Annotated in this window: 20 protein-coding genes; 18 read left to right on the top strand and 2 right to left on the bottom strand. The window is 66.0% G+C overall.

Annotated features, from left to right (window positions below):
• The first annotated feature begins 50 nt into the window (after positions 1–50).
• From ACGRVM_RS03950 to ACGRVM_RS03940, 3 genes are read left to right on the top strand one after another with little or no spacing between them, the layout of a single operon-like run.
• The gene (locus ACGRVM_RS03950; protein ID WP_377168479.1) at positions 51–1,889 is read left to right on the top strand and encodes a type I secretion system permease/ATPase; all 1,839 of its coding nucleotides are present in this window, start codon (positions 51–53) and stop codon (positions 1,887–1,889) included.
• Positions 1,886–4,006, top strand: coding sequence for a cadherin-like domain-containing protein (locus ACGRVM_RS03945; protein WP_377168481.1), 2,121 nt, complete (start codon positions 1,886–1,888; stop codon positions 4,004–4,006). Before ACGRVM_RS03950 ends, ACGRVM_RS03945 begins: the two co-directional genes overlap by 4 nt.
• 28 nt (positions 4,007–4,034) lie before the next feature.
• The gene (locus tag ACGRVM_RS03940; protein WP_377168483.1) at positions 4,035–5,360 is read left to right on the top strand and encodes an HlyD family type I secretion periplasmic adaptor subunit; all 1,326 of its coding nucleotides are present in this window, start codon (positions 4,035–4,037) and stop codon (positions 5,358–5,360) included.
• Between the two features lie 71 nt (positions 5,361–5,431).
• Here the strand turns inward: ACGRVM_RS03940 and ACGRVM_RS03935 are convergent, their stop codons facing one another.
• Positions 5,432–6,367 (bottom strand): LysR substrate-binding domain-containing protein, encoded by a 936-nt coding sequence (locus ACGRVM_RS03935; RefSeq protein ID WP_377168488.1) that lies wholly within the window; start codon positions 6,365–6,367, stop codon positions 5,432–5,434.
• Positions 6,368–6,468: 101 nt separating this feature from the next.
• Between ACGRVM_RS03935 and ACGRVM_RS03930 the strand changes: the two genes are divergently transcribed.
• The 3 genes from ACGRVM_RS03930 to ACGRVM_RS03920 all read left to right on the top strand — a co-directional run bounded on the left by ACGRVM_RS03930 (position 6,469) and on the right by ACGRVM_RS03920 (position 10,372).
• Positions 6,469–7,329: a carbon-nitrogen hydrolase gene (locus ACGRVM_RS03930; protein ID WP_449619164.1), complete on the top strand. Its 861-nt coding sequence runs from the start codon at positions 6,469–6,471 to the stop codon at positions 7,327–7,329.
• Between the two features lie 5 nt (positions 7,330–7,334).
• A complete protein-coding gene (locus ACGRVM_RS03925) occupies positions 7,335–8,636 on the top strand; it encodes an aminotransferase (RefSeq protein ID WP_377168490.1) in 1,302 nt (433 codons plus the stop codon).
• 140 nt (positions 8,637–8,776) lie between these two features.
• Entirely contained in the window at positions 8,777–10,372 is a 1,596-nt protein-coding gene (locus ACGRVM_RS03920; RefSeq protein ID WP_377168492.1) for an ABC transporter substrate-binding protein, read from the top strand.
• A gap of 95 nt (positions 10,373–10,467) precedes the next feature.
• Here the strand turns inward: ACGRVM_RS03920 and ACGRVM_RS03915 are convergent, their stop codons facing one another.
• Positions 10,468–11,517: a zinc-dependent alcohol dehydrogenase family protein gene (locus tag ACGRVM_RS03915; protein WP_377168494.1), complete on the bottom strand. Its 1,050-nt coding sequence runs from the start codon at positions 11,515–11,517 to the stop codon at positions 10,468–10,470.
• Positions 11,518–11,648: 131 nt separating this feature from the next.
• On the opposite strand from ACGRVM_RS03915, the gene ACGRVM_RS03910 reads away from it, so the two are divergent.
• The 12 genes from ACGRVM_RS03910 (at position 11,649) to ACGRVM_RS03855 (ending at position 25,031) form a co-directional block, all read left to right on the top strand.
• Positions 11,649–12,884: an MFS transporter gene (locus tag ACGRVM_RS03910; protein ID WP_377168496.1), complete on the top strand. Its 1,236-nt coding sequence runs from the start codon at positions 11,649–11,651 to the stop codon at positions 12,882–12,884.
• The gene (locus ACGRVM_RS03905) at positions 12,881–13,885 is read left to right on the top strand and encodes a GlxA family transcriptional regulator (protein ID WP_377168498.1); all 1,005 of its coding nucleotides are present in this window, start codon (positions 12,881–12,883) and stop codon (positions 13,883–13,885) included. Before ACGRVM_RS03910 ends, ACGRVM_RS03905 begins: the two co-directional genes overlap by 4 nt.
• Positions 13,886–14,022: 137 nt before the next feature.
• Entirely contained in the window at positions 14,023–14,655 is a 633-nt protein-coding gene (locus ACGRVM_RS03900) for an ABC transporter permease (RefSeq protein WP_449619163.1), read from the top strand.
• An 18-nt stretch (positions 14,656–14,673) separates the two neighbouring features.
• Positions 14,674–15,810: an ABC transporter ATP-binding protein gene (locus ACGRVM_RS03895; RefSeq protein ID WP_377168502.1), complete on the top strand. Its 1,137-nt coding sequence runs from the start codon at positions 14,674–14,676 to the stop codon at positions 15,808–15,810.
• Positions 15,811–15,820: 10 nt separating this feature from the next.
• Positions 15,821–16,549 (top strand): ABC transporter permease, encoded by a 729-nt coding sequence (locus tag ACGRVM_RS03890; RefSeq protein ID WP_377168504.1) that lies wholly within the window; start codon positions 15,821–15,823, stop codon positions 16,547–16,549.
• A 35-nt stretch (positions 16,550–16,584) separates the two neighbouring features.
• Positions 16,585–17,466: a glycine betaine ABC transporter substrate-binding protein gene (locus ACGRVM_RS03885; RefSeq protein ID WP_377168506.1), complete on the top strand. Its 882-nt coding sequence runs from the start codon at positions 16,585–16,587 to the stop codon at positions 17,464–17,466.
• A gap of 63 nt (positions 17,467–17,529) precedes the next feature.
• The gene (locus tag ACGRVM_RS03880) at positions 17,530–18,405 is read left to right on the top strand and encodes a nitrilase-related carbon-nitrogen hydrolase (protein ID WP_377168508.1); all 876 of its coding nucleotides are present in this window, start codon (positions 17,530–17,532) and stop codon (positions 18,403–18,405) included.
• A gap of 13 nt (positions 18,406–18,418) precedes the next feature.
• A complete protein-coding gene (locus tag ACGRVM_RS03875; RefSeq protein WP_377168510.1) occupies positions 18,419–19,609 on the top strand; it encodes an acyl-CoA dehydrogenase family protein in 1,191 nt (396 codons plus the stop codon).
• A 12-nt stretch (positions 19,610–19,621) separates the two neighbouring features.
• Complete coding sequence (locus tag ACGRVM_RS03870; RefSeq protein ID WP_377168512.1) at positions 19,622–21,181, top strand: class I adenylate-forming enzyme family protein; 1,560 nt, start codon at positions 19,622–19,624, stop codon at positions 21,179–21,181.
• Positions 21,182–21,212: 31 nt separating this feature from the next.
• A complete protein-coding gene (locus tag ACGRVM_RS03865) occupies positions 21,213–22,013 on the top strand; it encodes a crotonase/enoyl-CoA hydratase family protein (protein ID WP_377168514.1) in 801 nt (266 codons plus the stop codon).
• A gap of 49 nt (positions 22,014–22,062) precedes the next feature.
• Complete coding sequence (locus ACGRVM_RS03860; RefSeq protein ID WP_377168516.1) at positions 22,063–23,484, top strand: MmgE/PrpD family protein; 1,422 nt, start codon at positions 22,063–22,065, stop codon at positions 23,482–23,484.
• Positions 23,481–25,031: a trimethylamine methyltransferase family protein gene (locus tag ACGRVM_RS03855; RefSeq protein ID WP_377168518.1), complete on the top strand. Its 1,551-nt coding sequence runs from the start codon at positions 23,481–23,483 to the stop codon at positions 25,029–25,031. Before ACGRVM_RS03860 ends, ACGRVM_RS03855 begins: the two co-directional genes overlap by 4 nt.
• The last annotated feature ends 290 nt before the right edge of the window (positions 25,032–25,321 follow it).

Here is a 25,321-nt window from a genome sequence, read left to right as displayed (position 1 = left end):
CCGGGAAGACTTTCGGGTCGGGAACGAAGTGAAGCTTGGGGGAGCTGAACATGGGACAACGGGACAAGAAATCGAACGGCGCTGCCATGAAGATATTGGGCAGCGTCAAGGGGCTGGCTGTGTTTTTGCTGCTCCTGTCGGGAGTCATCAACATCCTCGCGCTGACTGGCTCTTTCTACATGCTGCAAATCTACGACCGGGCCCTCGTCAGCGGCAGCATTCCAACGCTGCTGGCGATTTCGGCACTGGCCATCGGCCTCTACATGTTTCAGGGCGTCTTCGACATCATCCGCACGCAGATCCTCGTGCGGGTCGGTGCGCGTCTCGACCGGCGCCTTGCGCCTGTGGCGCATCAGCTCGTCGTCGACATGCCGCGCCTTGGCTATTCCACGTCCGAGGCGCTCGAACGGGGGCGGGACGTGGATACCTTGCGCGGATTTTGCGGCTCGCAAGGGCCGATCGCCCTTTTCGATCTGCCTTGGATGCCGATCTTCCTTGCCTTCGTCTATTTCCTGCATCCGACATTGGGCGCGCTGACGATCGCCGGGGCCTTCACGCTGACGTCCCTGGCCGTCATCACCGAACTGCGCACCCGCAACTGGAGCAGCGCGACGATGGCCTCCACCATCGAGCGCAACGCGATCGCGGATTCGAATGCGCGCAACGCCGAAGTCCTCAAGGCCATGGGTTTTGCCTCGCGCGCGGTCGCGCGATTTGCCGCCTCGAACGACCGGCATCTGGAGCTTCAGACGCGCACCAGCGATATCTCGGGTACCTACAGCGCAATTTCGCGGGTTCTGCGGATGCTCCTGCAATCGTCGATCCTGGGGCTCGCCGCTTATCTGACGATCATCGGACAGCTTTCGGCGGGGGCGATCATCGCTGCAACCATCGCCGCTGCACGCGCCATGGCGCCAATCGACATGGCCATCGGCAACGCCAAGAATATGGAGGCGGCGCGCGCCGCGTGGAAGCGTCTGCGCAACACCGTCGAAGTTCTCGAGAACCAGCCGAAGCCGATGGCGCTGCCCGACCCCAAGGCATCCCTGCGGGTCGAGGGTGTTACGGTCTCGGCCCCGGCGACGGGCAGGGTACTCCTGAGCGATATCACCTTCGAGGCGAAGGCCGGACAAGCCATCGGCATCATCGGCCCGAGCGGTGGCGGCAAGACGACCCTGGCGCGCGCGCTGACCGGGATCTGGCCGGTTTTGCGCGGCTCGGTCCGGCTGGATGGCGCCGAGTTGGGGCAATGGAGCGACGACAGCCGTGGAGCCCATATCGGCTATATGCCGCAGGACGTGGCCCTCCTCGACGCGACGGTCGAAGAGAACATCGCCCGCCTCGCGGATGCCCCCGAAGCGCAGGCCGTGGTCGCGGCGGCGCAGGCGGCGATGGTGCACGAAATGATCGTGCGCCTGCCCGACGGCTACCGCACCTATCTCGGGCCGATGGGCACTTCGGTTTCGGGTGGTCAGCGCCAGCGTCTCGGCCTTGCGCGGGCGCTTTACGGAAATCCGTTCCTTGTGGTGCTGGACGAGCCGAACGCCCATCTCGATCCCGAGGGCGAAGCGGCGCTGACCGCCGCGATCGAGGGTGTCAAGGCGCGCGGGGGCATCGTGGTTCTCATCGCGCATCGCCCCTCCGCGCTTCAGTCCTGCGACCTGATTGGTGTGATCCAGGGTGGCAAGTTGTCAGCCTTCGGCCCGCGCGAGGACATCCTCAATCCGCGTCCGGTGCGCAAGCAGGACGGCGCCTCGCCGCCGGCCCGTAAACCCGAGGCCGCGCCGGTCGATCCGCTTCGGCTCAAGAATCCGATTGCCGCGCAGGCGACCGCCGCCGCAGCGCCGGCTGAAATGAAGCGCGCCGCGGTGAGGGAGGGCCGGTCATGATCGATGTCAAGGGAACCCGTTCCGACGGCGCGCGCAACGATCCGGACGATCCGCTGGGTCTGCGGCAAACGGAGCCGAGCAGCGCCAAGCTCTTCTCCGGCTGGTTCGTAGGGCTGGTTGCGCTCGGCCTCTACATGCGGTCCTTCCTCTGGCCCGAGCCGGAAGAGGAGCCGGCCGCCGAGGAGGAACAGCAAAGCGCGCCGCAGGACGAAGCCGATGAGCCCGGCCTGCGCAAGACCGCATTCTCGGTCCCCGATGGCGAGGATGACGAGGATAAGCCCACCAATGGTAGCACCGGCACGGGCGCGGCCGAGCCTGCCCAGGCGAACGCTCCGGGCCTCTCGATCTTCCCGACCCCGTTCGAGGCACTCTACTACGGTGCGCCCTCGATTTTCTCGATCGATTCCGGCCTGCCGCGCGACTCGGCCAACACGGTTCTGCCGCCATTCGCCCGCTTCAGCGCAGCTGCAATCGTCTCGGACGCCGCCGCGCCATCTTTGGGCGGCGCGCAGGCCGGATCAGGTGGCGGCTCGGCAGGATCCGCGGGCGACCCGTTTAAGCCCGAGGAGGACAACGAGGAGCCGGACGATCCGGCCGAAGAGCCGCGTGGACGTGCGCCGCGCAACAAGGGGCCGGTCTATCTGGCCGATGTCGGCAGCGGCGCAGCCGTGGGCTTTGCCCTCTCCTTCTTCCTGTCGCAGACGGCCGATGCCGATGACGATCCGCTGACGGTCGAGGTGGTTTCGGCCACATCGGGTGACATCGCAATGCGCGGAGATGGCTGGCGCTATATCGCGGATACTGATTTTCTCGGCGAGGTGCGGATCGATTACACCGTGTCCGATGGCCAATTCGAGATCGCGCAAAGCGCTTATCTGAACGTGGTAGAGAATGTCTTCGTCGGCTCGCAGGATGATGATCTGCTGGTCGGAACGCATGGACGGGACATGATCGACGGGCAGGCGGGCGATGACAATCTGGCCGGCCTCGGCGGCAGGGACCGCATGTTCGGCCATGACGGTGACGACAATATCGCCGGTGGGGACGGGAATGACACCCTCTTCGGAGGCGAGGGGAATGACCTGATCGTCGGCGGCGCAGGAGATGACTGGATCTCTGGTGGAGCCGGACAGGACAGCCTGTACGGCGATGCCGGCGATGACGAGATCCATGGCGATGCAGGTGACGACGCGGCCTTCGGCGGCATGGGCGACGACACGATCAGCGGCGGCAACGGGAACGACACCGTCCATGGCGGCGCGGGCGCGGACATCCTCGCCGGAGACGACGGCGACGACCATCTCTACGGTGGGGATGGCGCCGATGTGCTCACCGGCGGCATGGGCGATGACACCGCTTTCGGCGGTGCAGGGCGTGATATCGTCTTCGGGAACGAAGGCAATGACGCGCTCCATGGTGGCGAGGGGGCCGATGTGCTCTCGGGAGATGCGGGCGACGACCATCTTGATGGCGGTGCGGATGCGGACGTCCTGACCGGCGGCAGCGGGAGCGATGTCGTGCTCGGCGGTGCTGGTGACGACCTGGTCATCGCCGATGACGACGCCGTGGCCGACCGGTTCAGCGGTGGCGACGGTCACGACCGGCTCGACTACTCGGCGGCGACGGAAGCCGTGATTCTCGATCTGGTCAGCGGCATCGCCTCGGGCGAAAGCGTCGGCGAGGACAGCTTCGATGCGTTCGAGCATTACACCGCAACTGCGCGGAATGATGTCTTTCATGCGGCCGCGGGACAGGCCACGTTGACGGGAAACGGCGGCGCTGACCTCTACAGTTTCGTGCAGGGCGATACCGTCGATATCATCCGATCGATCTATCAGATCACCGATTACGACTCGGATGATGAGATCTGGATCAGCATGGGATCGTCGAGATACCATATCCGCAAAGCCCAGAAAACGATCGAGGATCGCATAGAGGACGGCCTCGAGGATTACGCCGACAGCGTCGGCGCCGACGAGCCGCGCCTGAGTTTTCATTTCGACTGGACCGAAACCTATCGGCGCACCGCGATCGAAGTGGATTTCGACCGCGACAAGGTTGTCGATCTCGAGGTCATGCTCGATGGCGAGCATCTGTTTGTCGTCGAGCATGCGTGACCATGCCCATCAAGAAAGGACGTAGATCATGACCAAATCCGTATCGGCCAAGTCCGCGCCCAAGCGCAAAGCCGCGTATGACCGTCTCGGCGGACGGGTTTTTCTCGGGGCCACGCTGGTCATCGCCCTTCTGGGCGGCGTCGGGGCATGGGCCTTCACCGCCAATCTGACGGGCGCCGTGATCGCGATGGGCACGGTCAAGGTGGATCAGAATCTCAAGCAGGTTCAGCATCGCGACGGCGGCATCGTCGAGACGATCAATGTGCGCGAGGGCGATGAAGTCTCCTTCGGCCAGATCCTTTTTCGCCTCGATGACGCGCAGTCGCGTGCAGAACTGTCGATCCTCGCGGCGCAGCTCGACGAAGCCGAAGCTCGACGTGCACGCCTGGTCGCGGATCGCGATGGCGCGACCGAAGTGCGCTTTCCCGAGCGTCTTCTGACGGCCGATCCCAAACATGCGGAACTGATCGCGGGCGAGGCTCGGCTTCATGCCGGCAATATCGCCAATCGCCTGAACCAGCGTGAACAGCTCGATCTTGGGATCGCACAGGTCAACGATGAAATCGCGGCCCTGATCGCGCAGCGCGCCGCGCTCACCGACGAGACCGCGCTGGTCGAGAAGAGCCTCGAGCGCATCATCGGCCTGTATGACAAGGGCTTGGTCGAAGCGCTGCGCGTCGAGGATGCCGAAAGGGAATTGGTGCAGTTTCGCGGGAAGCTGGGAGAGATCGACGCGAACATCGCCCGCTCGCGCTCGCGCATCAGCGAGATAGGTATGCGCATTCTGGCCATCGACGAAGTTGCCCGTACCGAGGCGCAGCGCGAACTCGCCGTCATCGAGGCGCGGATTCTCGAACTCTCCGACCGTTTCGCGGCCGTGCAGGACAGGATCTCACGCACCGAGATCCGGGCACCAATCTCGGGCCGCGTCAACGAACTGTCGGTCTTCACCGAAGGCGGCGTGATCACCCCTGCCGAGGTCTTGGCGACGATCGTACCCTCATCGGCGGAATTGCGGATCGAAGTCCAGCTTCCGACAACCGCCATCGACCAGGTCTATCTCGGCCAACCCGCGCGCGTGCGCTTCTCGTCTTTCAACCACCGCACGACGCCCGAAGTGGTCGGCACGATCTCGCACATATCTCCCGCGACCACGATCTCGCCGACGACCGGCGAGCCCTTCTATATCGGGCACGTCTTTCTGACGGCGGAGGAGATGGCGCGGCTCGATGGCCTTGACCTGATGCCCGGCATGCCGGCGGAGATCTATCTCGCAACACAGGAGCAAACCGCCGCCGCCTATTTCGCCCGCCCCCTGATCGACCAGTTCCAGCGGGCCTTCCGGGAGGAATGACGGGGGCGAGACTGGGTTAGTTGAAACTGACTTTGGAGCCGCTGAAATAGGCGGAGATGCCTGTCAGCCCTTCAACCGCCGCTCTGGCTGCCTTGCGGCGCCCAGAACTTCCGCCACCAACGCTCATGCGCCGCGGCTTCGGCCCGTAGCCAGCTTTCGAAGGCCTGCGCTTCGTCGCTCCAGACATCGCCAGCGGGGCTGACCAGGAAATAGGCATCTGGCGAGGGCAGGCGTTCGGGGAAGGGGCATATGAGCCTGCCATCCCGCAAGTGGTCCGCCGTGGTCACCTCGTCCCCCACGGTCAGCCCGTCGCCGCGCGCGGCGGCTTCGAGGCAGAGTGCCGTCTGGTTGTAGATCCGGCCCGCCTCGGGATCGAAGTCGCGCGCGCCAGCGGCGGCGCCGAAGGCAGACCACCAGAAGGTCGAGCGGTCGTGGATCAGGATGTCGTCGCGCACATCGCGAAGGCTGGGCGGGCGCCCGAGCGCGTCGAAGAAATCCGGAGCGCAGACGGGGAAGACCGCATTGGTCATCAAGGGCCGGAAGCGGCAGTTGCGCCACGCGCCGCGCCCCCAGATCACCGCGAAATCGAAACTCTCGCCGGGCGGTGTGTCCATGCTGATGCGCGTTTCGATCGACACGCGGATTTCCGGATAGGCGCGCTCGAAGCCGGGCAGGCGCGGGAAAAGCCAGAGCGCCACGAAATCGGCATCCGCCACCAGCCGGACCTGAAGCGCGCGCCGCGTGCCGACAAGGCCGAGCCGCTCGCGCAGGGTGGCAATGCCGATATCAGCGGCCTTGAACACTTCGCGCCCGAACGGGGTGAGCGTGATCCTGCGGTGCTGGCGGTCGAAGAGGCGCTGCCCGAAATGCTCTTCGAGCGCGGCGACCTGCTTGCTCACCGCCGATTGCGTCACGCTCAGCTCGCTGGCGGCCTTGGTGAAACTCTCGTGCCGCGCCGCCGCTTCGAAGACGCGCAGCGCGTTGAGATTGGGCAAGGATCGAGCCATTCCGTTTTTTCCTGCAAGGGACGAAAAATTCGAATTTGACACGGCTTCATGCATTCAACAACGCTGAATTCGGCGCAGGTGCCCCAGCAGGAGAGATAAAGATGAAGGTAACGGTCGCGGCCACGCAGATGGCCTGCTCCAAGAATTACGACGACAACATGGAGAGGGCCGGGGCGCTTGTGCGCAGCGCCGCCAAGGCGGGCGCGCAGATCGTGCTGCTTCAGGAAGTCTTTTCCATGCATGAATTCCAGTTCATGGAAATGGGTCCCGAGCCGTTCAAGCTGGCCGAGCCGCTGGACGGCCCGACCGTGAGCACCATGCAAAAGCTCGCCAAGGAATTGTCGGTCGTGCTGCCCGTCAACATCTTCGAGAAGGCCAACAACGCCTATTTCAACACGAACGTCATCATCGACGCCGATGGCAGCGTGAAGGGGCATTACCGAAAGTCGCATATCCCGCTCGGCCTGCCGGGCTGCTACGAGAAGGTCTATTCCAACGTCGGCGATACCGGGTTCCGCACCTTCAAGACCGCCTATGGCACCATCGGTGCGGGCGTCTGCTGGGACCAGTGGTTCCCCGAGACGGCGCGGATCATGGCCCTCAGGGGCGCGGAGATCCTGTTCTTCCCGTCGGCCATCGGGTCCGATTGCCACGATCATTGGGAGACGGTGATGCGCGGCCACGCGGCGGCCAACATCATGCCCCTCGTCTGCTCGAACCGGATCGGCACCGAGAAGGGCACGCTGGGCGAGGTCACCTATTTCGGACAGGCCTTCATCGCCGGCCCGCGCGGCGACGTGCTCCAGCGCGCCGACAAGACATCCGAGACCTTCGTCGCGCAGGAATTCGATCTCGAGGAGATCGCGGAGCTGCGCGCGCATTGGGGTCTCTTCCGCGACCGGCGGCCCGACCTCTACGGCCCGCTTCTGACGCTGGACGGCACCTCGCCGTCGGGAGGTTGAGACTTATGGCACAGCTCTATCCCTTCACCGATCCCCGCGTGGCCGAAACCGAAGCGCCGCGCAGCATGGCGCGCGGCGACAATGTCCGTGTGACCGATACCGAGGGCAACACGTTCCTCGATGCGGTCTCCGGCCTCTGGTGCGCGTCGCTCGGCTTCAACCACCCGCGCCTCATCCGCGCCGCCGAGGCGCAGATGCAGAAGCTCGCCTATTACCATAGTTTCATGGGGCGCACCTGCGAGGTGACCGACCGTCTGGCCAAGCGGCTCGCGGCGCGCCTGCCCGGCGATCTGTCGCATGTCTTTTTCGCGGCCTCCGGCTCGGAAGCGGTCGAAACGGCGGTGAAGATCGTGCGCTATTATCAGAACGCGCGCGGCAAGCACGGCAAGAAGCGCATCATCGCGCGCGAAGGCGGCTATCACGGCTCGGGGCAGATGGCCGCCGCGCTGACCGGCATGAGCTATTGCCATGACGGCTTCGACGTTCCGCTCGACATGGTGGTGCGCGTGGGGCGCCCGCATTACCTGCGCGACGCGCATCCGGGCGAGAACGAGCTCGATTTCTCGAAGCGCATGGCGCGCGAGCTGGACGAGACGATCCGGCGCGAGGGGCCCGACACGATCGGCGCCTTCATCGGCGAGCCCGCGATGGGCTCGGGCGGGGTGATCCTGCCGCCCGAAGGCTATTGGCAGGGCGTGCAGGAGGTTCTGGCGCGGCATGACATCCTGCTGATCGCGGACGAGATCATCACCGGCTTCGGGCGGACCGGCAACTGGTTCGGCTGCGAGACCTGGGGGATCGAGCCCGATCTCATGACCATCGCCAAGCAGCTCACCGCCGCCTATTTCCCGATGTCCGCCGTCGCCATGACCTCGCGCGTGCAGGACGTGATCGCCGATGCCGCGCATGGCATGGGCACGTTCGGCCATGGCGTGACCTATGGCGGGCACCCGGTCGGGGCCGCCGTCGCGCTCGAGACGCTCGATATCTACGAGGAGATGGACCTGCCCGCGCATGTGAACGCGCTCGGCGCGCGCATCGGTCGCGCGCTCGGCCCCATCGGCGAGATGCCGGGCGTGCTCCAGACGCGCCGCGCCGGCATGCTCGCCGCCGCCGAGATGGAGACCGAGGCGGATGCGATCGCCGTCATGGCCGCCGCCGAGCGGCGGGGCGTCTTCTTTCGCCGGATCGGCCCGGTCGTCGCCATTTCGCCGCCCTACACGGTCACGAAAGACGACATCGACACGCTCATGGGCGTTCTCGCCGCCAGCGTCGAGGAGGCCGCGACACTGGCGACCACCGCCTGACGCAAGCGCACAGGCGCGATAAGATCGGCCGGGCGCAAGGCCGAGGGGCCGCCCCCGCGAGGGAGCGGCCCCGCAGAAAGATGCCACCAAGGCACGGCGCACCACGCGATAACGCATTCACCGACAGAGGAGAGAAGGACATGACCAAGGATATGACGAGACAGAAGACCGAAGCCGCCACCAGGACGGGTCCGTCGCGGCGCGCGGTGATGGGCGGCATGGCGGGGGCGGGCCTTCTGGCCGCCTCGGCCGGGCTGATCGGCGCGGGCAGGGCCCATGCCGAGACGCCCAAGAAGGGCGGGCATTACCGCGTGGGTATCCACGAGGGCAATACGAACGACTCGCTCGATCCGCGCACGACGAACGGCGTCTGCATGATCCAGCTCAACCACACGATCTTCAACTTCCTGGTCGAGATCGACGCCGACGACTCTATCATCCCCGAGCTGGCCGAAAGCTGGGACGCATCGGACGATGCGACAAGCTGGGTCTTCAATATCCGCAAGGGCGTCGAGTTCCACAACGGCAAGCCGCTGACGGCGGAGGATGTGGTCGCCTCGCTCAAGTATCACCTCAAGGAGGATTCGCAATCCGCCGCCAAGCCGCTTCTCGACGGCGTGACCTCGATCACCGCCGAGACCGAGCATCAGGTGCGCTTCGATCTGTCCGAAGGCAATGCCGACCTGCCCTATGTGCTGACCGATTATCACTTCGTCATCCTGCCCTCGGACGCGGATGGCAATGTCGATATCTCGGGCATCGGCACTGGGGGCTATGTGCTCGAGTCCTTCGAGCCGGGCGTGCGCATCGAGATGAGCCGCAACCCCAACTACTTCAAGGAAGGCCGCGCGCATTTCGACAAGGTGACATTCCTCGTCATCAATGACGGCAACGCGCGCACCAACGCGCTTCTGACCGGCGAGATCGACGCGGACAGCCAGATCGCGGCGAACACGCTCAAATTCCTTCAGCGCAACGACAAGGTGCTCATCGACAACGTCCCGAGCGCCGGGCACGTCACCATCCCGATGCACACCAATGTCGCGCCCTTCGACAATGTGGACGTGCGCCTCGCGCTCAAGCACGCGATCGACCGGGACGACATCATCGACAAGGTGATGGGCGGCGCGGCCGTCTTCGGCAACGATCACCCGATCGGCCCGTCGATGCCCTATTTCACCGCGCAGGACCGCAACACTTTCGATCCGGAAAAGTCGCGCTTTCACCTCAAACAGGCGGGCATGGAGAACCTCTCGGTCACGCTGGCGACCAGTGACGCGACCTTCCCGGGCGCGGTCGACATGGCCACGCTGTTCCAGGCCTCGGCCAAGAAGGCGGGCATCGACATGAAGGTGGATCGCCGGCCGGCGGACAATTACTGGTCCGAAGTCTGGCTCAAGAACCCGTTCTGCGTCGCCGCCTGGGGCGCGCGCCCGACCCCGCAGATCATGTTCTCGATCGCCTACAAGAGCGGCGCGGCCTGGAACGAGAGCAAGTGGGAGAACGAGCGGTTCAACAGCCTTCTCGACAGCGCCAAGGCCGAGCTCGACGATGCCAAGCGCACCGAGATGTACGGCGAGATGATGCGCCTTTGCCGGGACGATGGCGGCACCATCGTGCCCTTCTTCCTCAACCGCGTTCAGGCGCGCGGGACGAACGTCATGCATTCAGAGAAGATCGGCGGCAACTGGCAGCTCGACGGCGCGCGCTCGGCCGAGCGGTGGTGGTTCGCCTGATCCACGAGTGCCTTGCGGCGCCCGGCAGTCTCCGGTGCGCCGCAAGGCGATGACCGCGCGCGGATGCGCCGCACGCTTGCCCGGAAAGGCCGGCCCTAATGGGCGAAATCGTCGATCACCGTGATCCCGGCGGGCTGGCCGCTGTCCATGAGCCCGAGCGCATGGCCCACTTGCGACAGGGCGATGCGCTCGGTCACCAGCGCCCCCAGATCGAGCGCGCCCGCGTCGATCATGTCGAGGAGTGTGACGAACTCCGCCGCGCCCAGCCCGCGCATGCCGTGGATCGACAATTGCCGCGCATAGACGAGATCGAGAAGGGGCAGGGGCACCGTGCGATGCGCGCCGACCGGCATGCCGATCTGCACATGGCGGCCCAGCTTGCGCAGGGAGCGCAGGGAATTCTCGAAAGTCGCGCCGATGCCGAGAGCGTCCACGGACACATGCGCGCCGCCGCCGGTGATCTCGCGCACCGCCTCGGCCACGTCCGGGGTGCCGGAGGCGTCGATGCAGGCATGCGCGCCCATCTGCCGCGCCTTCTCGAGCGCGTCCGCCGAGACATCAATCGCCACGATCCGCGCCGAGAGCGCGCCGCCCAGCATGATCGCCGAAAGCCCCACACCGCCGCAGCCATGCACGGCGAGCCATTCGCCCGCCCGGAGCGCCGCGCGGTCGCCCAGCCCGCGCCATGCGGTGGTCACGCGGCAGCCCATCCCCGCCGCCTCGGCGAAGCCCACGCTATCGGGAAGCCGGACGAGGTTGAAATCTGCGGCCTGCACCGCCACGCGCTCGGCGAAGGCGCCCCATTGCGTGAAGCCGACAAGGCGCTGGCTGTCGCAGATCGTCGGCTGGCCCGCCGCGCAATCGGGGCAATGCCCGCAGCCGAGGATGAAGGGCGCCGTCACCCGCTCGCCCACGCGGAACGATTTGCAGTCCGGCCCGACCTCCTCGATCACGCCGGCGAATTCATGGCCCATGACATGCGGCAGCACGAGATCGGGGTCCGCCCCCGTCCAGCTGTGATGATCCGAGCGGCAGACGCCGCAGGCCCGCACGCCCACGATGGCGCCGTCATGCGGGCAGTCAGGATCGGGCACGGATTCGACCGCGACGGGGCCGCCTATCCGGTGAAGTATCGCGGCTTTCATTGGGGCCTCCCTGGCTGGTCATCTCATCCGGGCCAGCTAAGCGGCTGCGCCCCCTGCGCGCGCGGCCCAATGCGACACTCCCGGTCGCGAACCGCCGTTGACCGCCCGCGCCCCTGTGCTAAAGGCGCGCTATGAAACGGGCGGTTCTGGATAACTGGGCGCTTTTCGCGGGCATCTTGATGCTCATGGTGGCGAACGGGCTTATGATGACCCTGCTGACCATCCGCGGGGCCGAGCTTGGGTTCTCCGCCACAGTGATCGGCGTGATGCAGGCGGGCTATCCTGCGGGCGCGCTTCTGGGCACGCTGATGGCGCCGGGCCTCATCGCGCAGTCGGGCCATGTGCGCGCCTTCGCGGCGCTGGCCTCGATCTGCTCGATCTCGGCCATCATCCACCTGCTGACCGACGATCCCTATAGCTGGACCGCGATGCGGGTGCTGGCGGGCTTCTGCTTTCCGGGGCTTTACGTCATCACCGAAAGCTGGCTGAACGCCAAGGCCGAGAACCATCAGCGCGCACAGATCCTGTCGATCTACTTCATCGCGCAATCGGGCGGGCAGGCGATGGGCGCGGCGCTGATCGGCGTGCCGGGCGCGACGGTCACGGTGCTCTTCGGCACGGTGTCGATCCTTATCTCGCTTTCGGTCGTCCCGCTTCTGCTGACGGCGGGGCGGGCGCCCGAATACGAGGTGCCCGAGCGCATGCCGGTCGTGCGCCTCGCGCGGATCTCGCCGATGGCGATCAGCGGCGCGGCGCTGAGCGGGGCCGCCCTCGGATGCCTTTTCGCCGCCGCACCGCTTTACGGCATCGGCCTCGGGATGGGGCGCGCGCAGGTGGCGGGCCTCACCGTGGCGCTGACGCTCGCGGGGGCGGCGGTGCAATATCCGGTGGGCTACATCGCCGATCGGATCGACCGCCGCCTCGCCGTGATCGGCCTCTCGCTCATCGGGCTTGGCGCCGTGATCGTCAGCCTCGTGCAATCGGGGGAGGAGGCGCTCTTGCTGCGCCTGTCGTTGATGGCGGTCGGCTGCGTTCCGATCTATTCGGTCTGCCTCGCGCATGCCAACGACCAGATGCGCCGCAGCCAGGTAGCCTCGGCGGGGGGCGCGATGGCGTTCACGATGAACGCGGGCATCCTCGTCGGCGTCTTCACCGGCCCGGCCTCGATCGACTGGTTCGGCCCGAGCGGCCTGATGCTCTGCCTCGGCGTTCTGTTCGCTGCGACGGCGCTGGTCGCGGTGGTCCGGCGCGGGCGCAAGGACGCGCCGGCGGAGACGGGGCAGGTGCAGGCGGTAGGCAATTTCGGCCAGTTGCAGACGGGCTACCTTTCGGCCGAGACCATGCGCGAAGACGAGGCGCGCGGATGACCCGGCGCAGTCCCGAGGCCGCGCCCATCGCGGCGCAGGTGCCGCTGAGGGTGTCCTACATCCTCGTGCCCGGCTATTCGATGCTCGCGCTCAGCTCGGCGATCGAGCCTCTGCGCTCGGTCAACCGGCTGATGGGCCAGACCTGCTACGAGTGGCGGGTGATCGCCGCGCGCAAAGGCCCCGTCGAGGCGAGCAACGGGCTCGATGTTCAGGCCGCTTTCGATCTCGGCGACGCGCCCGAGGCGGATCTGACCATCGTCGTCGCCAGCCTCGGGCTCGAGCAGTATCGCAGCAAGCCGCTCGAGCGGCATCTGCGGGCCTTGCGCGGCTATGGCCGGATGCTCGGCGCGGTGAGCAACGGCACCCTTCTTCTGGCGCAGGCCGATGTCATCGGCACGCGCAACGTCACGGTCCACTGGGAGACCATCGAGCGGCTGACCAACCAGTTCCCCGATTTGAGGGTCAGCGCCGATCTCTACCGGATCGACGACGGCCTCCATACGGCGGCGGGCGGCACGGCCTCGATGGACATGATGCTCGACATCATCGGCGATCGTCAGGGCCGCCAGATCGCGGCGCAGGTCTCGGAGCAGTTCCTGCATGGGCCGGTCCGCCCCTCGGGCGAGGCGCAGCGCAACAATGTGCAATGGCGCTACCGGCTGACGGACGCGCGCCTCGAGAACGCGATTCGGCTGATGGAGGAGAATCTCGCGAGGCCGGTCAGGATCGCGCGGCTCGCCGATATCGTGGGCCTGTCCGAGCGTCAGTTCGAACGCCTGTTTCGCTCGGCGTTGCAAAAGTCGCCTTCGGCCTTCTACATGGATCTGCGTCTTCAGGCCGCCTATCGCAGCCTCGTGACCACGACGAGCACGCTCGAGGAGATCGCGGAATCGATGGGGTTTTCCAGCCAGGGCCATTTCGGGCGCGCCTTCAAGGCGTGGTGTGGAAAGTCGCCCATGAAGGTACGCGCGGGCACGGCGCCGACAATCTCGTCGGATTGATGCCAAAAAATGACGGTTCGGTATAACAGGCTTTGCGGTTTCGCCGTATACGGTTTCCGGATGCGCCGCGACTGTGTGCCGCGGTGTGCATGTTCCAGATGCGGCAGGAGGAGCGCGGCTTGGAAACGTTGGTTTTCATGTACAATAATGCCGGCACGATCGCCGCGCTGGGTGTCGAGCATATCTCGATCGTCGCCGTTGCCGTGGGTCTCGCGATTCTGACGGGCGTGCCCATCGGCATCGCGATCACGCAGAACCGCAAGGCGGCGGATACGATCCTCTATATCGCGTCGATCATCGTCACCGTGCCGTCCATCGCGCTTTTCGGCCTCATGATCCCGGTGCTGTCGCTGATCGGGCAAGGGATCGGCTGGCTGCCCGCCGTCATCGCGATCCTGCTCTATTCGCAGCTTCCGATCATCCGCAACACCTACACCGCCATCACGAATGTGGACCCGGCCTTGCGCGAATCGGCGCGCGGCATGGGCATGACCCCGATGCAGCGGCTGCGCCAGGTCGAGATCCCGCTGGCCATTCCGGTCATCATGGCGGGTGTGCGCACGGCGGTCGTCATGAATATCGGCGTCGCAGCCATCGCCGCCTATATCGGCGCGGGCGGTCTCGGCGTCCTCATTTCCCGCGGGATCAGCCAGACCGACCCGCGCCAGCTCATCGCCGGGGCCGTCGCGGTCTCGGCACTCGCCATCATCGCTGACTACGCGCTTCTTTATCTTCAGAAAAAGCTGACGCCAGCCGGTCTGACGCGGTAACGCCAGGGAGAAGCCAGAATGATCCGACTCGAAAAACTGACCAAGATCTTCGATACCCCGAACGGGCAGGTCGTGGCGGCGCGCGACGTGGACATGGAAGTGCCCGAGGGCGAGATCTGCGTGTTGCTCGGCCCGTCGGGCTGCGGCAAGACGACGGCGCTCAAGATGATCAACCGCCTCGTGTCGCCCACTTCGGGCAAGATCTTCATCGACGGCGAGGACACGTCCAAGCTCAACGACGTGCAGCTGCGCCGCAATATCGGCTACGTGATCCAGCAGATCGGCCTTTTCCCGAATATGACGATCGAGGAGAACATCTGCGTCGTGCCCAAGCTTCTGGGCTGGGACCGGGCCAAGGCGACGAGCCGCGCGAAGGAATTGCTCGATCTCGTCGGGCTCGATGCGAACCTCTTCATGAAGCGGTTTCCCAAGGAGCTTTCGGGCGGCCAGCAGCAGCGCGTGGGCGTGATCCGCGCCCTCGCGGCGGACCCGCCCGTCATGCTGATGGACGAGCCGTTCGGCGCGATCGACCCGATCAACCGCGAGGTCATCCAGGACGAATTCCTCAAGATGCAGGCCGAGATCAAGAAGACGATCATGTTCGTCAGCCACGACATCGACGAGGCGGTCAAGATGGGCGACAAGATTGCCATTTTCCGCGAGGGCATGATCGAGCAATACGACAGCCCCGACACCGTTCTGGCCCATCCCGTCAACGCCTTCGTCGCGGATTTCGTCGGCGCGGACCGCACGCTCAAGCGCCTGCGCCTCGTCAGCGTGGAGGAAGTGGCCGACCCGAACGCGCCGACCGTCTCGCGCCACAGCAAGGCCAAGGATGTCCTGTCGGCGGTCCAGCAGAGCATCGCCCGCGTCGCCGTGGTGATCGACAGCGACCACAAGCCCTTGGGCTACGTCACCGCCGACATGCTCGAGGGGGCGCGCGGCAATGTGGGCGATCTGGCCAAGCCGCTGCCCGCCGTCGTGCCCTTCCGCGCCGATCTGCGCGCCGTCGTCTCCGAGATGTTCGCGCATGACATCATGTGGCTCACCGCGGTCGACGATGCGGGCCGCTTCGTCGGCGTCGTCACGCAGCCCGCTGTGACCGGCGCGCTGGGCGAGACCTATCGCGCCGATGTCGCGCAGGCCATGACCTGAGGGTGCCGCGATGAACAAGCCCACGCTCGCCTCCCGCACTGGCCGCATCTGGCCCTGGGCCCTGATCGGCCTCGGCATTCTCATCGGGGTGTCCGGCCTGATCGAGCAGATGGCCTATTACTGGGAAGACATCGTCTATCTGACCGAACAGCACATCATTCTGGTGCTGGCCTCGGGCGGGGCGGCGATCTGCGTGGGCGTGCCCATCGGCGTCTGGCTCTCGCGCCCGTCGATGGCGAAGGCCGCCGAGACGATCATGCAGGTCTTCAACATCGGCACGACCATCCCGACGCTCGCAGTGATCGCCCTGTCGATGACGCTTCTGGGCATCGGCTTCGCCCCGGCCTTCTTCGGGCTGTTCGTCGCGTCGCTCCTGCCGATCGTGCGCAATACCTATGCCGGTCTTCTGGCCGTGCCCGCGCATCTCAAGGAAGCGGCGCACGGCATGGGCATGACCTCGGCGCAGATCCTTTTCAATATCGAGCTGCCCAACGCGCTCTTCGTCATCTTCTCGGGCATCCGCACCGCGCTGGCGATCAATGTCGGCACGACGCCGCTGGCCTTCCTGATCGGCGGCGGCGGTCTCGGCGAGCTCATTTTCACAGGTATCGACCTGATGGACACCGGCATGCTTCTGGCCGGGGCCGTCCCGACCGCGGCGCTGGCCGTTCTGGTCGATTTTCTGATCGGCCAGGCACAGCTCTGGCTGATCCCCAAAGGCGTCAACCCACTGCGCTGAGACAAGGCGCATCACTCACAGGAAGGACCTACCACATGTTTTCCAACTTCGCGAAATCCGCTTTCGCTGGCGCGCTGCTGCTTGCCGGCGCGGCGCAGGCGGACGAAATCGTCGTCGGCGGCAAGAACTTCACCGAGCAGCAGCTGCTGACCTCGATGACCGTGCAACTGCTCGAGGCCAACGGCTTCGAAGCGGACAACCGCGGCGGCATGGGCTCGGCGGCTGTCCGTCAGGCCATGGAGAACGGCCAGATCGACGTTTACTGGGAATACACCGGCACCTCGCTCATCACCTACAACAAGGTCGAAGAGAAGCTGAACGCCGATGACACCTATGCGCGCGTCAAGGAACTCGACGCCGAGAAGGGCATCGTCTGGCTCGACGCATCGGCGGCGAACAACACCTACGCGCTGGCCATGCGCAAGGCGCAGGCAGAAGAGCTCGGCATCAAGACGCTTTCGGACCTCGCGGCCCGCATCAACGGCGAGAACGATCTGACGCTCGCGTCGAACGCCGAATGGTACGCCCGTCCCGATGGTCTCAAGCCGCTTCAGGAAACCTATGGTTTCGAGCTGAGCCGCGATCAGGTGAGCCGCATGGATTCGGGCCTCGTCTATGAAGCGCTCAAGAACGGCGACGTCGAAGTGGGCCTCGTCTTCGCGACCGACGGCCGCATTCCGGCATTCGACTTCGTGACGCTTCAGGACGACAAGGGCTATTTCCCGGCCTACGCTCTGGCGCCCGTCGTGCGCGACGAGATCCTCGAAGCGCATCCCGAAATCGGCGATCTGCTGAACAACATGTCGTCCAAGCTGGACGACGAGACCATGGCGCGCCTCAACGCGCGCGTCGATGTCGAGCGCGTCTCGGTCGAGAATGTCGCGGCTGAATTCCTCGCGGAAGCGGGCATGATGTAAACGACCCCGCCGGGGCGCCCTAGCCGGCGCCCCGGCCCAACCAGCCCGAAGGGCCTTTTACCCGTGTCCAAGATTCTCAAGACCGGCGTTGCGCAATTCGCCAGCGCCATCGGCGATGTAGACGCCAATATCGAGACCCATCTCGACTGGATCGCGCAAGGGCGCGCCAAGGGCCTCGATCTGCTGGTGATGCCCGAATTGTCGCTGACCGGGCACCATGGCTGCGAGACGCTTCTCGACACCGCGATGCTGCGCGACGATGCGCGGCTGCGGCGCCTCGCCGAAGCCTCGGGCCAGATGGTGACCATCGTCGGCTTCATCGAGGAAGGTCCCGCCGCGCAATTCTACAACAGCTGCGCCGTGCTGCGAAACGGCGGCATCGAGTTTCTTCACCGCAAGGTGAATATCCCCAGCTACGGCATGCTGGAAGAAGGCAAGCATTACGCCACCGGCCGCTTCGTCGACACGTTCGAGATGGGCGCGCATTGGAAGGCGGGGCTGCTGATCTGCGCCGATCTGTGGAACCCGGCCCTCGTGCATCTGGCCTTCCTCCACGGCGCCACCTGCCTCGTTTGCCCCGTCAGCTCGGGCGTCGAGGCCGTGGGCGTCGATTTCGACAATCCCGGCGGCTGGGCGCTGACGATGCGCTTCTACGCGATGATGTACGGCGCGCCCGCGATCATGGCGAACCGCACCGGCACCGAGCGCGGCCTGACCTTCTGGGGCGGCTCGCGGCTCGTCGATGCCTTCGGCAAGGAGGTGGCCGTCGCCGGAACGGGCGAAGAGCTGATCCATGCCGATCTCGATTTCGGGCAGGTCCGCCGCGCGCGGCATCTGCTCCCCACGGTGCGCGACAGCAACATCAGCCTCGTTCACCGCGAGACCGGGCGCCTTCTCGAAACACTCGGCGTGCCCGATTTCATACGCCGCGACGGATGACAGGAGCGAGGCCATGCGCGATTTCTTCATGACGGACGAGGACCGGAGTTTTCGGTCCGAGATCAGGGATTTTCTGGCCCGCGAACTGGCGCCGGTGGCCGATGCCATCGAGCGCGATCAGGATTGGGAAGCGGTCAAGCGCGTCGTGCGCGCGCTGGGGCAGGCGGGCTACATGAAGCTCATGTTCTCCGATCTCTACGCGGGCAACCTTTCGAAGCCGGGCCTCACCCATGCCGCGATGCTCTCCGAAGAAGCGGCCTATCTGAATTACGCCTTCGAGACGACCATCGCGACCGCGCTCTCCTGCGCCTTTCCGCTTCATGCCTTCGCGCGCCCCGAAATCCGCGAGCGCTATCTCACGCCCATTCTCGAAGGAGATGCCATCGGCTCGATCTGCATGACGGAGCCCAATGTCGGCTCGGACAGCGCGGGGATGGAGACGCGGGTGCGCTTCGACCAGCAGACGCGCGAATGGGTGATCGACGGGTTCAAGCGCTACATCTCGAACGCGACGAAGTCGGATGTCTATATCGTTTGGGGTATCAGCGATCCGGACGTCGCGCCGCAGAAGGGGATGACGGCCATCGCCGTGCCCGCCACGACGCCCGGTATCTCCTTTCCGCGCACCTATGATTTCATGGGTCGGCGCGGCTGCGTGGTCGGCGAGGTGACGTTCGACAATGTCCGCGTGCCAGAGGAAAACCTTCTGGGCGAGGAAAACAGTGGCTTTCGCATCATGCTGAGCGCCTTCAACTTCGAGCGCGTGATCCTCGGCGGCTCGGGCCTCGGCGTCGCGCGCTCGGCCTTCGACATCGCGCGCGATCACGCCCAGAGCCGCGTCTCCTTCGGGCAGAAGCTGGGCCAGAAACAGCTGATCTGGGACATGATCGCGGAAATGAGCTGGCGTATCGACGCGGCGGAACTGCTTACCTACCGCGCGGCCAAGATGTACGACTCGGGCCTCGACGGCAAAGATCTCATGCGCGAGGCCGGCCAGTGCAAGCTCGTGGCCTCCGAGACCGCCGTCTTCTGCTCGGACCGCACGGTGCAGATCCTCGGCGGGGACGGCGTGACGCGGCAATACGGCCGGGCCGAGCAGATCTACCGCGATGCGCGCGCGCTGCCCATCGTGGGCGGCTCGTCGGAAATGGCGAAATACCTCATCGCGGCGCGCGAGATGCCGACGCTCAAGCCGAACCTCTGAGGACGCACTTCCATGCATATCGCCCGCATTCTCGAAGCCTCGGTCGAGCGTTACCCCGACCACACCGCCCTCGTCTTCGGGGAGCGCCGCTGGACCTATACCGAATGGTATGGCCGCGTGCGCCGCTTCGCGCAGGCGCTCTCGGACATGGGCGTGCGCGCGGGCGACCGCGTGGCCTTCTACGTCTCGACCTCCGAGAATTCCGTCACCACCTATTTCGCCTGCCAGATCCTCGGCGCGGTTGCGGTGCCGCTCAACTACCGGCTCAGCCCGGGCGAGGCGGCCTATATCATCAAGGACAGCGGCACGCGTGTTCTCGTCTATGGCCGCCACCTGACCGAGAACGCGCTCAAGATCGAGGCCGAGGTGCGCTCGGTCCATGATTTCATCAGCTGTTCCTATGACGCCAGCGCGGTGCCCGAGGGCCACAGCCAGTTCGACCGGCTGGCCGAAGAGACCGAGGACCGCGATCTGACACGCCCGATACCGTCGGGCAGCGACGTCTCGGCGCTGGTCTATACCTCGGGCACCACGGGCCGGCCCAAGGGCGTCGTGCATTCCCATGCCAACGACATCGCGATCGCGATGAACTGCGTGATGGAATACGGGCTCAACCACCGCGACAACGCGCTCCACATCGCGCCGCTCTACCATGTGGGCGGGATGCAGGCCTATTTCATGCCGCATGTGATGGTCGGCGGAACGAATGTGGTCATGGGCCGCTACAATGCGCTCGAGACGCTTCAGACCATCATGTCCGAAAAGATCACGACGCTTTTCGCGGTGCCAACGCAGATCCAGGAGATGCTGCTCCACCCGGAATTTCCGAAGATCGACACAAGCTCGCTGCGTCTCATCACGACCGGCGGCGCGGCCATCGCGTCCTCGGTGATGGAGCGCGTGATTTCCGATTTCTGCCCCGGCATCTACAACGGCTATGGCATGACCGAGGCGTCACTGGCGCTGGTGCTGCATCCGCGCGACGCGCTGCGGAAACTCGGCTCCTGCGGCAAGCCGACGCTGATTTCGGAATGCCGCGTGATCGACCGCAGGCCGGATGCGGCCCCGGGTGACATCGTGCCCGTGGGCGAGATCGGCCAGCTCATCGTGCGCGGCCCGCAGGCCATGACGGGCTATTGGAACAACCCGTTCGAGACGACGCGCAAGCTGCGCGCGGGCTGGGTCTATTCGGGCGATCTCTTCTCGCGCGACGAGGAGGGGTTCTTCTATTTCCACGGGCGCGCGGACGACATGATCGTCTCGGGCGGCGAGAACATCTATCCTCGCGAGGTCGAGGAGCTGCTCTACAAGCATCCCGGCATTCAGGAGGCGGCCGTGCTGGGCCTGCCGGACGAGAAATGGGGCCAGATCGTCGCGGCCTATATCGTCGCCACGGATCCGAACCTGACGGCCGAGGATCTCGATGCGTTCTGCAAGACCAGCGACGATCTCGCGCCCTACAAGCGCCCCAAGCGCTACGAATTCCTGGGCGAGCTGCCCACCAACCCCAGCGGCAAGGTGCTCAAGCGCGAGCTTCTGGCGCGCCATGTGAACGCGGCCGCCGGGGCCTGACCCCCGGACGCATCGCAGAATGGACGGACCCATGACGGACAAGCTTCTTTTCGACCAGCGCGGCCATGTCGTGACGCTCACCTTCAACATGCCCGACACGCGGAATGCGCTGACGGACCGCGATCTGTGCGATGCCATCGTCGCCGCCATGGCGCGCATCAACGAGGACCAGTCGGTGCGCTGCGCCATCCTGACCGGCGCGGGCAAGGCGTTCTCCTCGGGCGGCAATCTCAAGCACATGAAGGAAAAGGTCTCGATCTTCGGCGGCGACGCGGTCGATGCCAAGGACGGCTACCGCGCGGGCATCCAGCGCGTGGCCAAGGCGATCTGGGAATGCGAGGTGCCGCTGATCGCCGCCGTGAACGGGCCCGCCTATGGCGCGGGCTGCGACGTGACCTGCATGTGCGATATCCGCATCGCCTCCACCGCGGCCACCTTCGCCGAGAATTTCGTGCGCGTCGGGCTGATTTCGGGCGATGGCGGCGCATGGCTCCTGCCGCGCCAGATCGGGCTGAGCCGCGCCGCCGAAATGACCTTCACCGCCGAGCCGGTGGATGCCCAGACCGCCGAGGCGTGGGGCCTCGTGTCGAAGACCGTCGCGCCCGAGGCGCTGATGGACGAGGCTGAGGCGCTGGCCGAGCGGATCGCCGTCAATCCGCCGCGCCAGCTTCGCATGGCCAAGCGGCTTCTGCGCGAGGGGCTGGTCTCGCGCTTCGACGGCCTGCTGGAGTTGGCCGCCGCCTATCAGGGCGCGTGTCACCAGACCGAGGATCACGCCGAGGCGGTCGACGCGCTGCTGGAAAAGCGCGCGCCGAAATTCACGGGGCGATGATGTTTGACAATGGGACGCGGCCCGAGGGCCGCAAGGGAGCGCGCGGCGCATGAGCATGATCATCGATTTTCTGCACGACACGCGCCACGGCGACTTGCCGCAGGATGTGCGCCGCCATGCGCGGCGCTGGCTGCTCGATCTGGTCGGCGTGGCCGCGGGCGGCGCGACGACGGATCTCTCGCGCATCATCCGCGATCACGCGGCGATGCAGTTCGGTGCGGGCGCGCGCGGCGCGCGCATGCTCTTCGACGGGCGTATCGTCAGCCCCGCCGGCGCCGCCCTCGCGGGCGGCATGACCATCGATGCGCTCGACGGGCATGATGGGCACAAGCTGACCAAGGGCCATGTCGGCTGCGGCGTGCTTCCCGCGCTGCTGGCGCTGAGCGAGGCCGAGGGCGAGACGCGCGGCGACGCGTTTCTGACCGCGCTCGCTCTGGGCTACGAGATCGGCACGCGGGCGGGCATCGCGCTGCACCGCACGGCGCCCGATTATCACACCTCGGGCGCCTGGGTGGCGCTGGCCTGCGCCGCGCTCGGCGCGCGGGCGCTGCGCCTCGATGCTGGGCGGACGCGGCATGCCATCGGCATCGCGGAATATCACGGGCCCCGCAGCCAGATGATGCGCTGCATCGACCATCCGACCATGCTCAAGGACGGCTCGGGCTGGGGCGCGATGACCGGGGTCTCGGCGGCCTATCTTGCGGCGGACGGCTTCACCGGCGCGCCCGCCATCACCGCCGAGGGTGCGGACGTCGCCGATCTCTGGGCCGATCTGGGCAGCAATTGGCGCATCTCCGAGCAGTATTTCAAGCCCTGGCCGATCTGCCGCTGGGCGCAGTCCGCCGTGCGCGCCATCCTCGATCTGCGCGCGGAGCACGGGCTTACCTCGCCCGATGTCGAGCGGATCGAGATCGCCACGTTCCACGAATCGCACCGCCTCGCGGCCCGCAGCCCCTCGAGCACGGAGGAGGCGCAATACTCCACCTCCTTCCCGGCGGCCGCCGCGATGGTGCGCGGCACGGTCGGCCCCGACGAGGTCTCGGCCAGCGCCTTCGCCGATCCCGAGATCCTGCGCCTGTCGCAAGGCATGATCGTGATTGAAGCGCCTGAATATAACGCCGCCTTCCCCGCGCGCCGGATCGCGCATGTGACGCTCGTTCTGCGGGACGGGCGCCGCCTCGTCTCGCCGCCCACCGAAGCGCCGGGCGACCCGGAAGCGCCCATCGCCGATGCCGATCTGAGGGCGAAATTCCACGGCTGGGCCGGCCCGCTTCTCGGCGCCTCCCGCGCGGGCGCGATAGAGGCTGCGGTCGACACGATCGAAAACACTCCCTGGACGCGGCTCGGCGATCTGATCCTCGCGCCGCTCGATGCTCCCGGAACCGCGGGCAGGGACACGATTACGAACCACGCCGCGCGCCATCCCGCGCAAGGCGGCGCGGACGAAATTGAACTGGAGAGAGAAGCATGACCATCACCGCCAGAAAACGCCGCCGCAGCGGAGCCTCGCCCCGCGACCGCGAGGTGAACGCAAACCGCATCCCCCAGATGCCCTGGCGCCAGCCGCGCAACCCCTATCCGGCGATGAAGATCCTCTCGGACGATCAGGTCGAGGCCATCCACGACGCGTCCATGCGCGTGCTCGAGGAGCTCGGGATCGAGCTGATGAGCGCCGAGGCGCGCGCGCTTTTCCGCGCGGCGGGCGCCGATGTCGATGAGGCCACCGGCGTCGTGCGCATCGACCGCGCGCTCCTGGCCGAGCTCATCAGCACCGCGCCGAGCGAGTTCACGCTGACCTCCCGCAACCCGGCCAAGCGGTTGGTTTTCGGCGGCGATCACATGGCCTTCGGCATGGTAGCCGGTCCGCCCTCCGTGCATGACCGCATCAACGGCCGCCGCTCGGGCAACCTGCCGGATTTCGAGAATTTCACCCGGCTCGCGCATCATTTCAACGCGATCCACATCATCGGCAACCAGGTCTGCGCGCCGATGGAGCTTCCGGCCAACAGCCGCCATCTAGACACCTACAACGCCAACCTCACGCTGTCGGATCTGTGCTTTCACACCACCTCCATCGGCAAGGGCAGGGCGATGGACGGCATCCGCATGATGGCGATCTCGCGGGGCATGACGCTCGAGCAGATGGCCGAGGATCCGGGCGTGACGACGATCATCTCGGTCAATTCGCCCCGCCGCTTCGACGGCGAGATGGCCGAGGGCCTGATCGCCATGTCGAGCAGCGGCCAGGCCGTGGCCGTCACGCCCTTCACGCTGATGGGCGCGATGACGCCCGTGACGCTGGCGGCGGGCCTCACGCAGCAGAATGCCGAGGCCCTCTTCGGCATCGCGCTCACGCAGCTCGCCCGCAAGGGCGCGCCGGTCTTCTACGGCTCCTACACGTCGAACGTGGACATGCGCTCGGGCGCGCCCGCCTTCGGCACGCCCGAAAACGCCAAGGCCAATATCGCGAGCGGTCAGCTCGCGCGCCGCTACGGCGTGCCCTACCGCGCCTCGCCCACCAACGCGTCGAACGCCGCCGATGCGCAGGCGGCCTACGAGACCGAGATGGCACTCTGGGCCTGTATGCTGGGTCATGCGAACCTGCATTATCACGCGGCGGGTTGGCTCGAGGGCGGGCTCTGCGCCTCCTTCGAGAAACTCGTGCTCGATGTGGAGATGCTCCAGCACAAGATGGCCTTCCTCGAGCCGATCGAAGTGAACGAGGGCGAGCTGGCCTTCGAGGCGATGAAGGAAGTGCCCACGGGCGGTCATTTCTTCGGCTCGCCGCACACGATGGAGCGCTACGAGACGGCCTTCTACCAGCCGCTCGTCTCGAACTGGGCGAACCACGAGAACTGGGAGCTGGCCGGCGCCAAGGACGCGACGATGCGCGCGACCGAAATCTGGCAGACCGCCCTCGACGAATACGAGCAGCCGCCGATGGATGCCGCGATCCGCGAGGAACTCGACGCCTATATCGCCAAGCGCAAGGAAGAAATCGGCTCCGGCGAGCCGTAAGGAAGCAGGCGCCGCGCCGCTTTGCTGCACGGGGAAAGCACGACGCGCCGCCGAGTTAGATCGGCGGCTCTCCCTCTATGCTACGCTCATGAAGTCGAAGCTCGGCGTTGGTCAGACGCAGGGTATGTAGAAAACTCAGGCGGGTGGAACGTTGCTTCCGCCCGTCTAGCGTTACCACGCCCCACCTCATGCAGGGCGTACAGAAAATTCGTAAGTAATTTGCATCCAACCGCGTTGTGTTTGCGTTGTCCGGTATCGGCGGGCCTGATTTACGGCCTGCTCATCGCAGA

It is taken from the genome of Roseovarius aquimarinus (genome assembly GCF_043661195.1).
GTDB classification, from domain to species: Bacteria; Pseudomonadota; Alphaproteobacteria; order Rhodobacterales; family Rhodobacteraceae; genus Roseovarius; species Roseovarius aquimarinus.
This window is presented reverse-complemented; position numbering and strand designations above follow the sequence as displayed.

Excerpts from the sequence above, each read along its gene's own strand:
- ACGRVM_RS03865 (WP_377168514.1), top strand. The coding sequence starts at position 21,213 with ATGACGGACAAGCTTCTTTTCGACCAGCGCGGCCATGTCGTGACGCTC.
- ACGRVM_RS03940 (WP_377168483.1), top strand. The coding sequence starts at position 4,035 with ATGACCAAATCCGTATCGGCCAAGTCCGCGCCCAAGCGCAAAGCCGCG.
- ACGRVM_RS03925 (WP_377168490.1), top strand. The coding sequence starts at position 7,335 with ATGGCACAGCTCTATCCCTTCACCGATCCCCGCGTGGCCGAAACCGAA.
- ACGRVM_RS03920 (WP_377168492.1), top strand. The coding sequence starts at position 8,777 with ATGACCAAGGATATGACGAGACAGAAGACCGAAGCCGCCACCAGGACG.
- ACGRVM_RS03885 (WP_377168506.1), top strand. The coding sequence starts at position 16,585 with ATGTTTTCCAACTTCGCGAAATCCGCTTTCGCTGGCGCGCTGCTGCTT.
- ACGRVM_RS03860 (WP_377168516.1), top strand. The coding sequence starts at position 22,063 with ATGAGCATGATCATCGATTTTCTGCACGACACGCGCCACGGCGACTTG.
- ACGRVM_RS03855 (WP_377168518.1), top strand. The coding sequence starts at position 23,481 with ATGACCATCACCGCCAGAAAACGCCGCCGCAGCGGAGCCTCGCCCCGC.
- ACGRVM_RS03890 (WP_377168504.1), top strand. The coding sequence starts at position 15,821 with ATGAACAAGCCCACGCTCGCCTCCCGCACTGGCCGCATCTGGCCCTGG.
- ACGRVM_RS03870 (WP_377168512.1), top strand. The coding sequence starts at position 19,622 with ATGCATATCGCCCGCATTCTCGAAGCCTCGGTCGAGCGTTACCCCGAC.
- ACGRVM_RS03935 (WP_377168488.1), bottom strand. The coding sequence starts at position 6,367 with ATGGCTCGATCCTTGCCCAATCTCAACGCGCTGCGCGTCTTCGAAGCG.
- ACGRVM_RS03930 (WP_449619164.1), top strand. The coding sequence starts at position 6,469 with ATGAAGGTAACGGTCGCGGCCACGCAGATGGCCTGCTCCAAGAATTAC.
- ACGRVM_RS03875 (WP_377168510.1), top strand. The coding sequence starts at position 18,419 with ATGCGCGATTTCTTCATGACGGACGAGGACCGGAGTTTTCGGTCCGAG.
- ACGRVM_RS03910 (WP_377168496.1), top strand. The coding sequence starts at position 11,649 with ATGAAACGGGCGGTTCTGGATAACTGGGCGCTTTTCGCGGGCATCTTG.
- ACGRVM_RS03905 (WP_377168498.1), top strand. The coding sequence starts at position 12,881 with ATGACCCGGCGCAGTCCCGAGGCCGCGCCCATCGCGGCGCAGGTGCCG.
- ACGRVM_RS03895 (WP_377168502.1), top strand. The coding sequence starts at position 14,674 with ATGATCCGACTCGAAAAACTGACCAAGATCTTCGATACCCCGAACGGG.
- ACGRVM_RS03950 (WP_377168479.1), top strand. The coding sequence starts at position 51 with ATGGGACAACGGGACAAGAAATCGAACGGCGCTGCCATGAAGATATTG.
- ACGRVM_RS03900 (WP_449619163.1), top strand. The coding sequence starts at position 14,023 with ATGTACAATAATGCCGGCACGATCGCCGCGCTGGGTGTCGAGCATATC.
- ACGRVM_RS03945 (WP_377168481.1), top strand. The coding sequence starts at position 1,886 with ATGATCGATGTCAAGGGAACCCGTTCCGACGGCGCGCGCAACGATCCG.
- ACGRVM_RS03915 (WP_377168494.1), bottom strand. The coding sequence starts at position 11,517 with ATGAAAGCCGCGATACTTCACCGGATAGGCGGCCCCGTCGCGGTCGAA.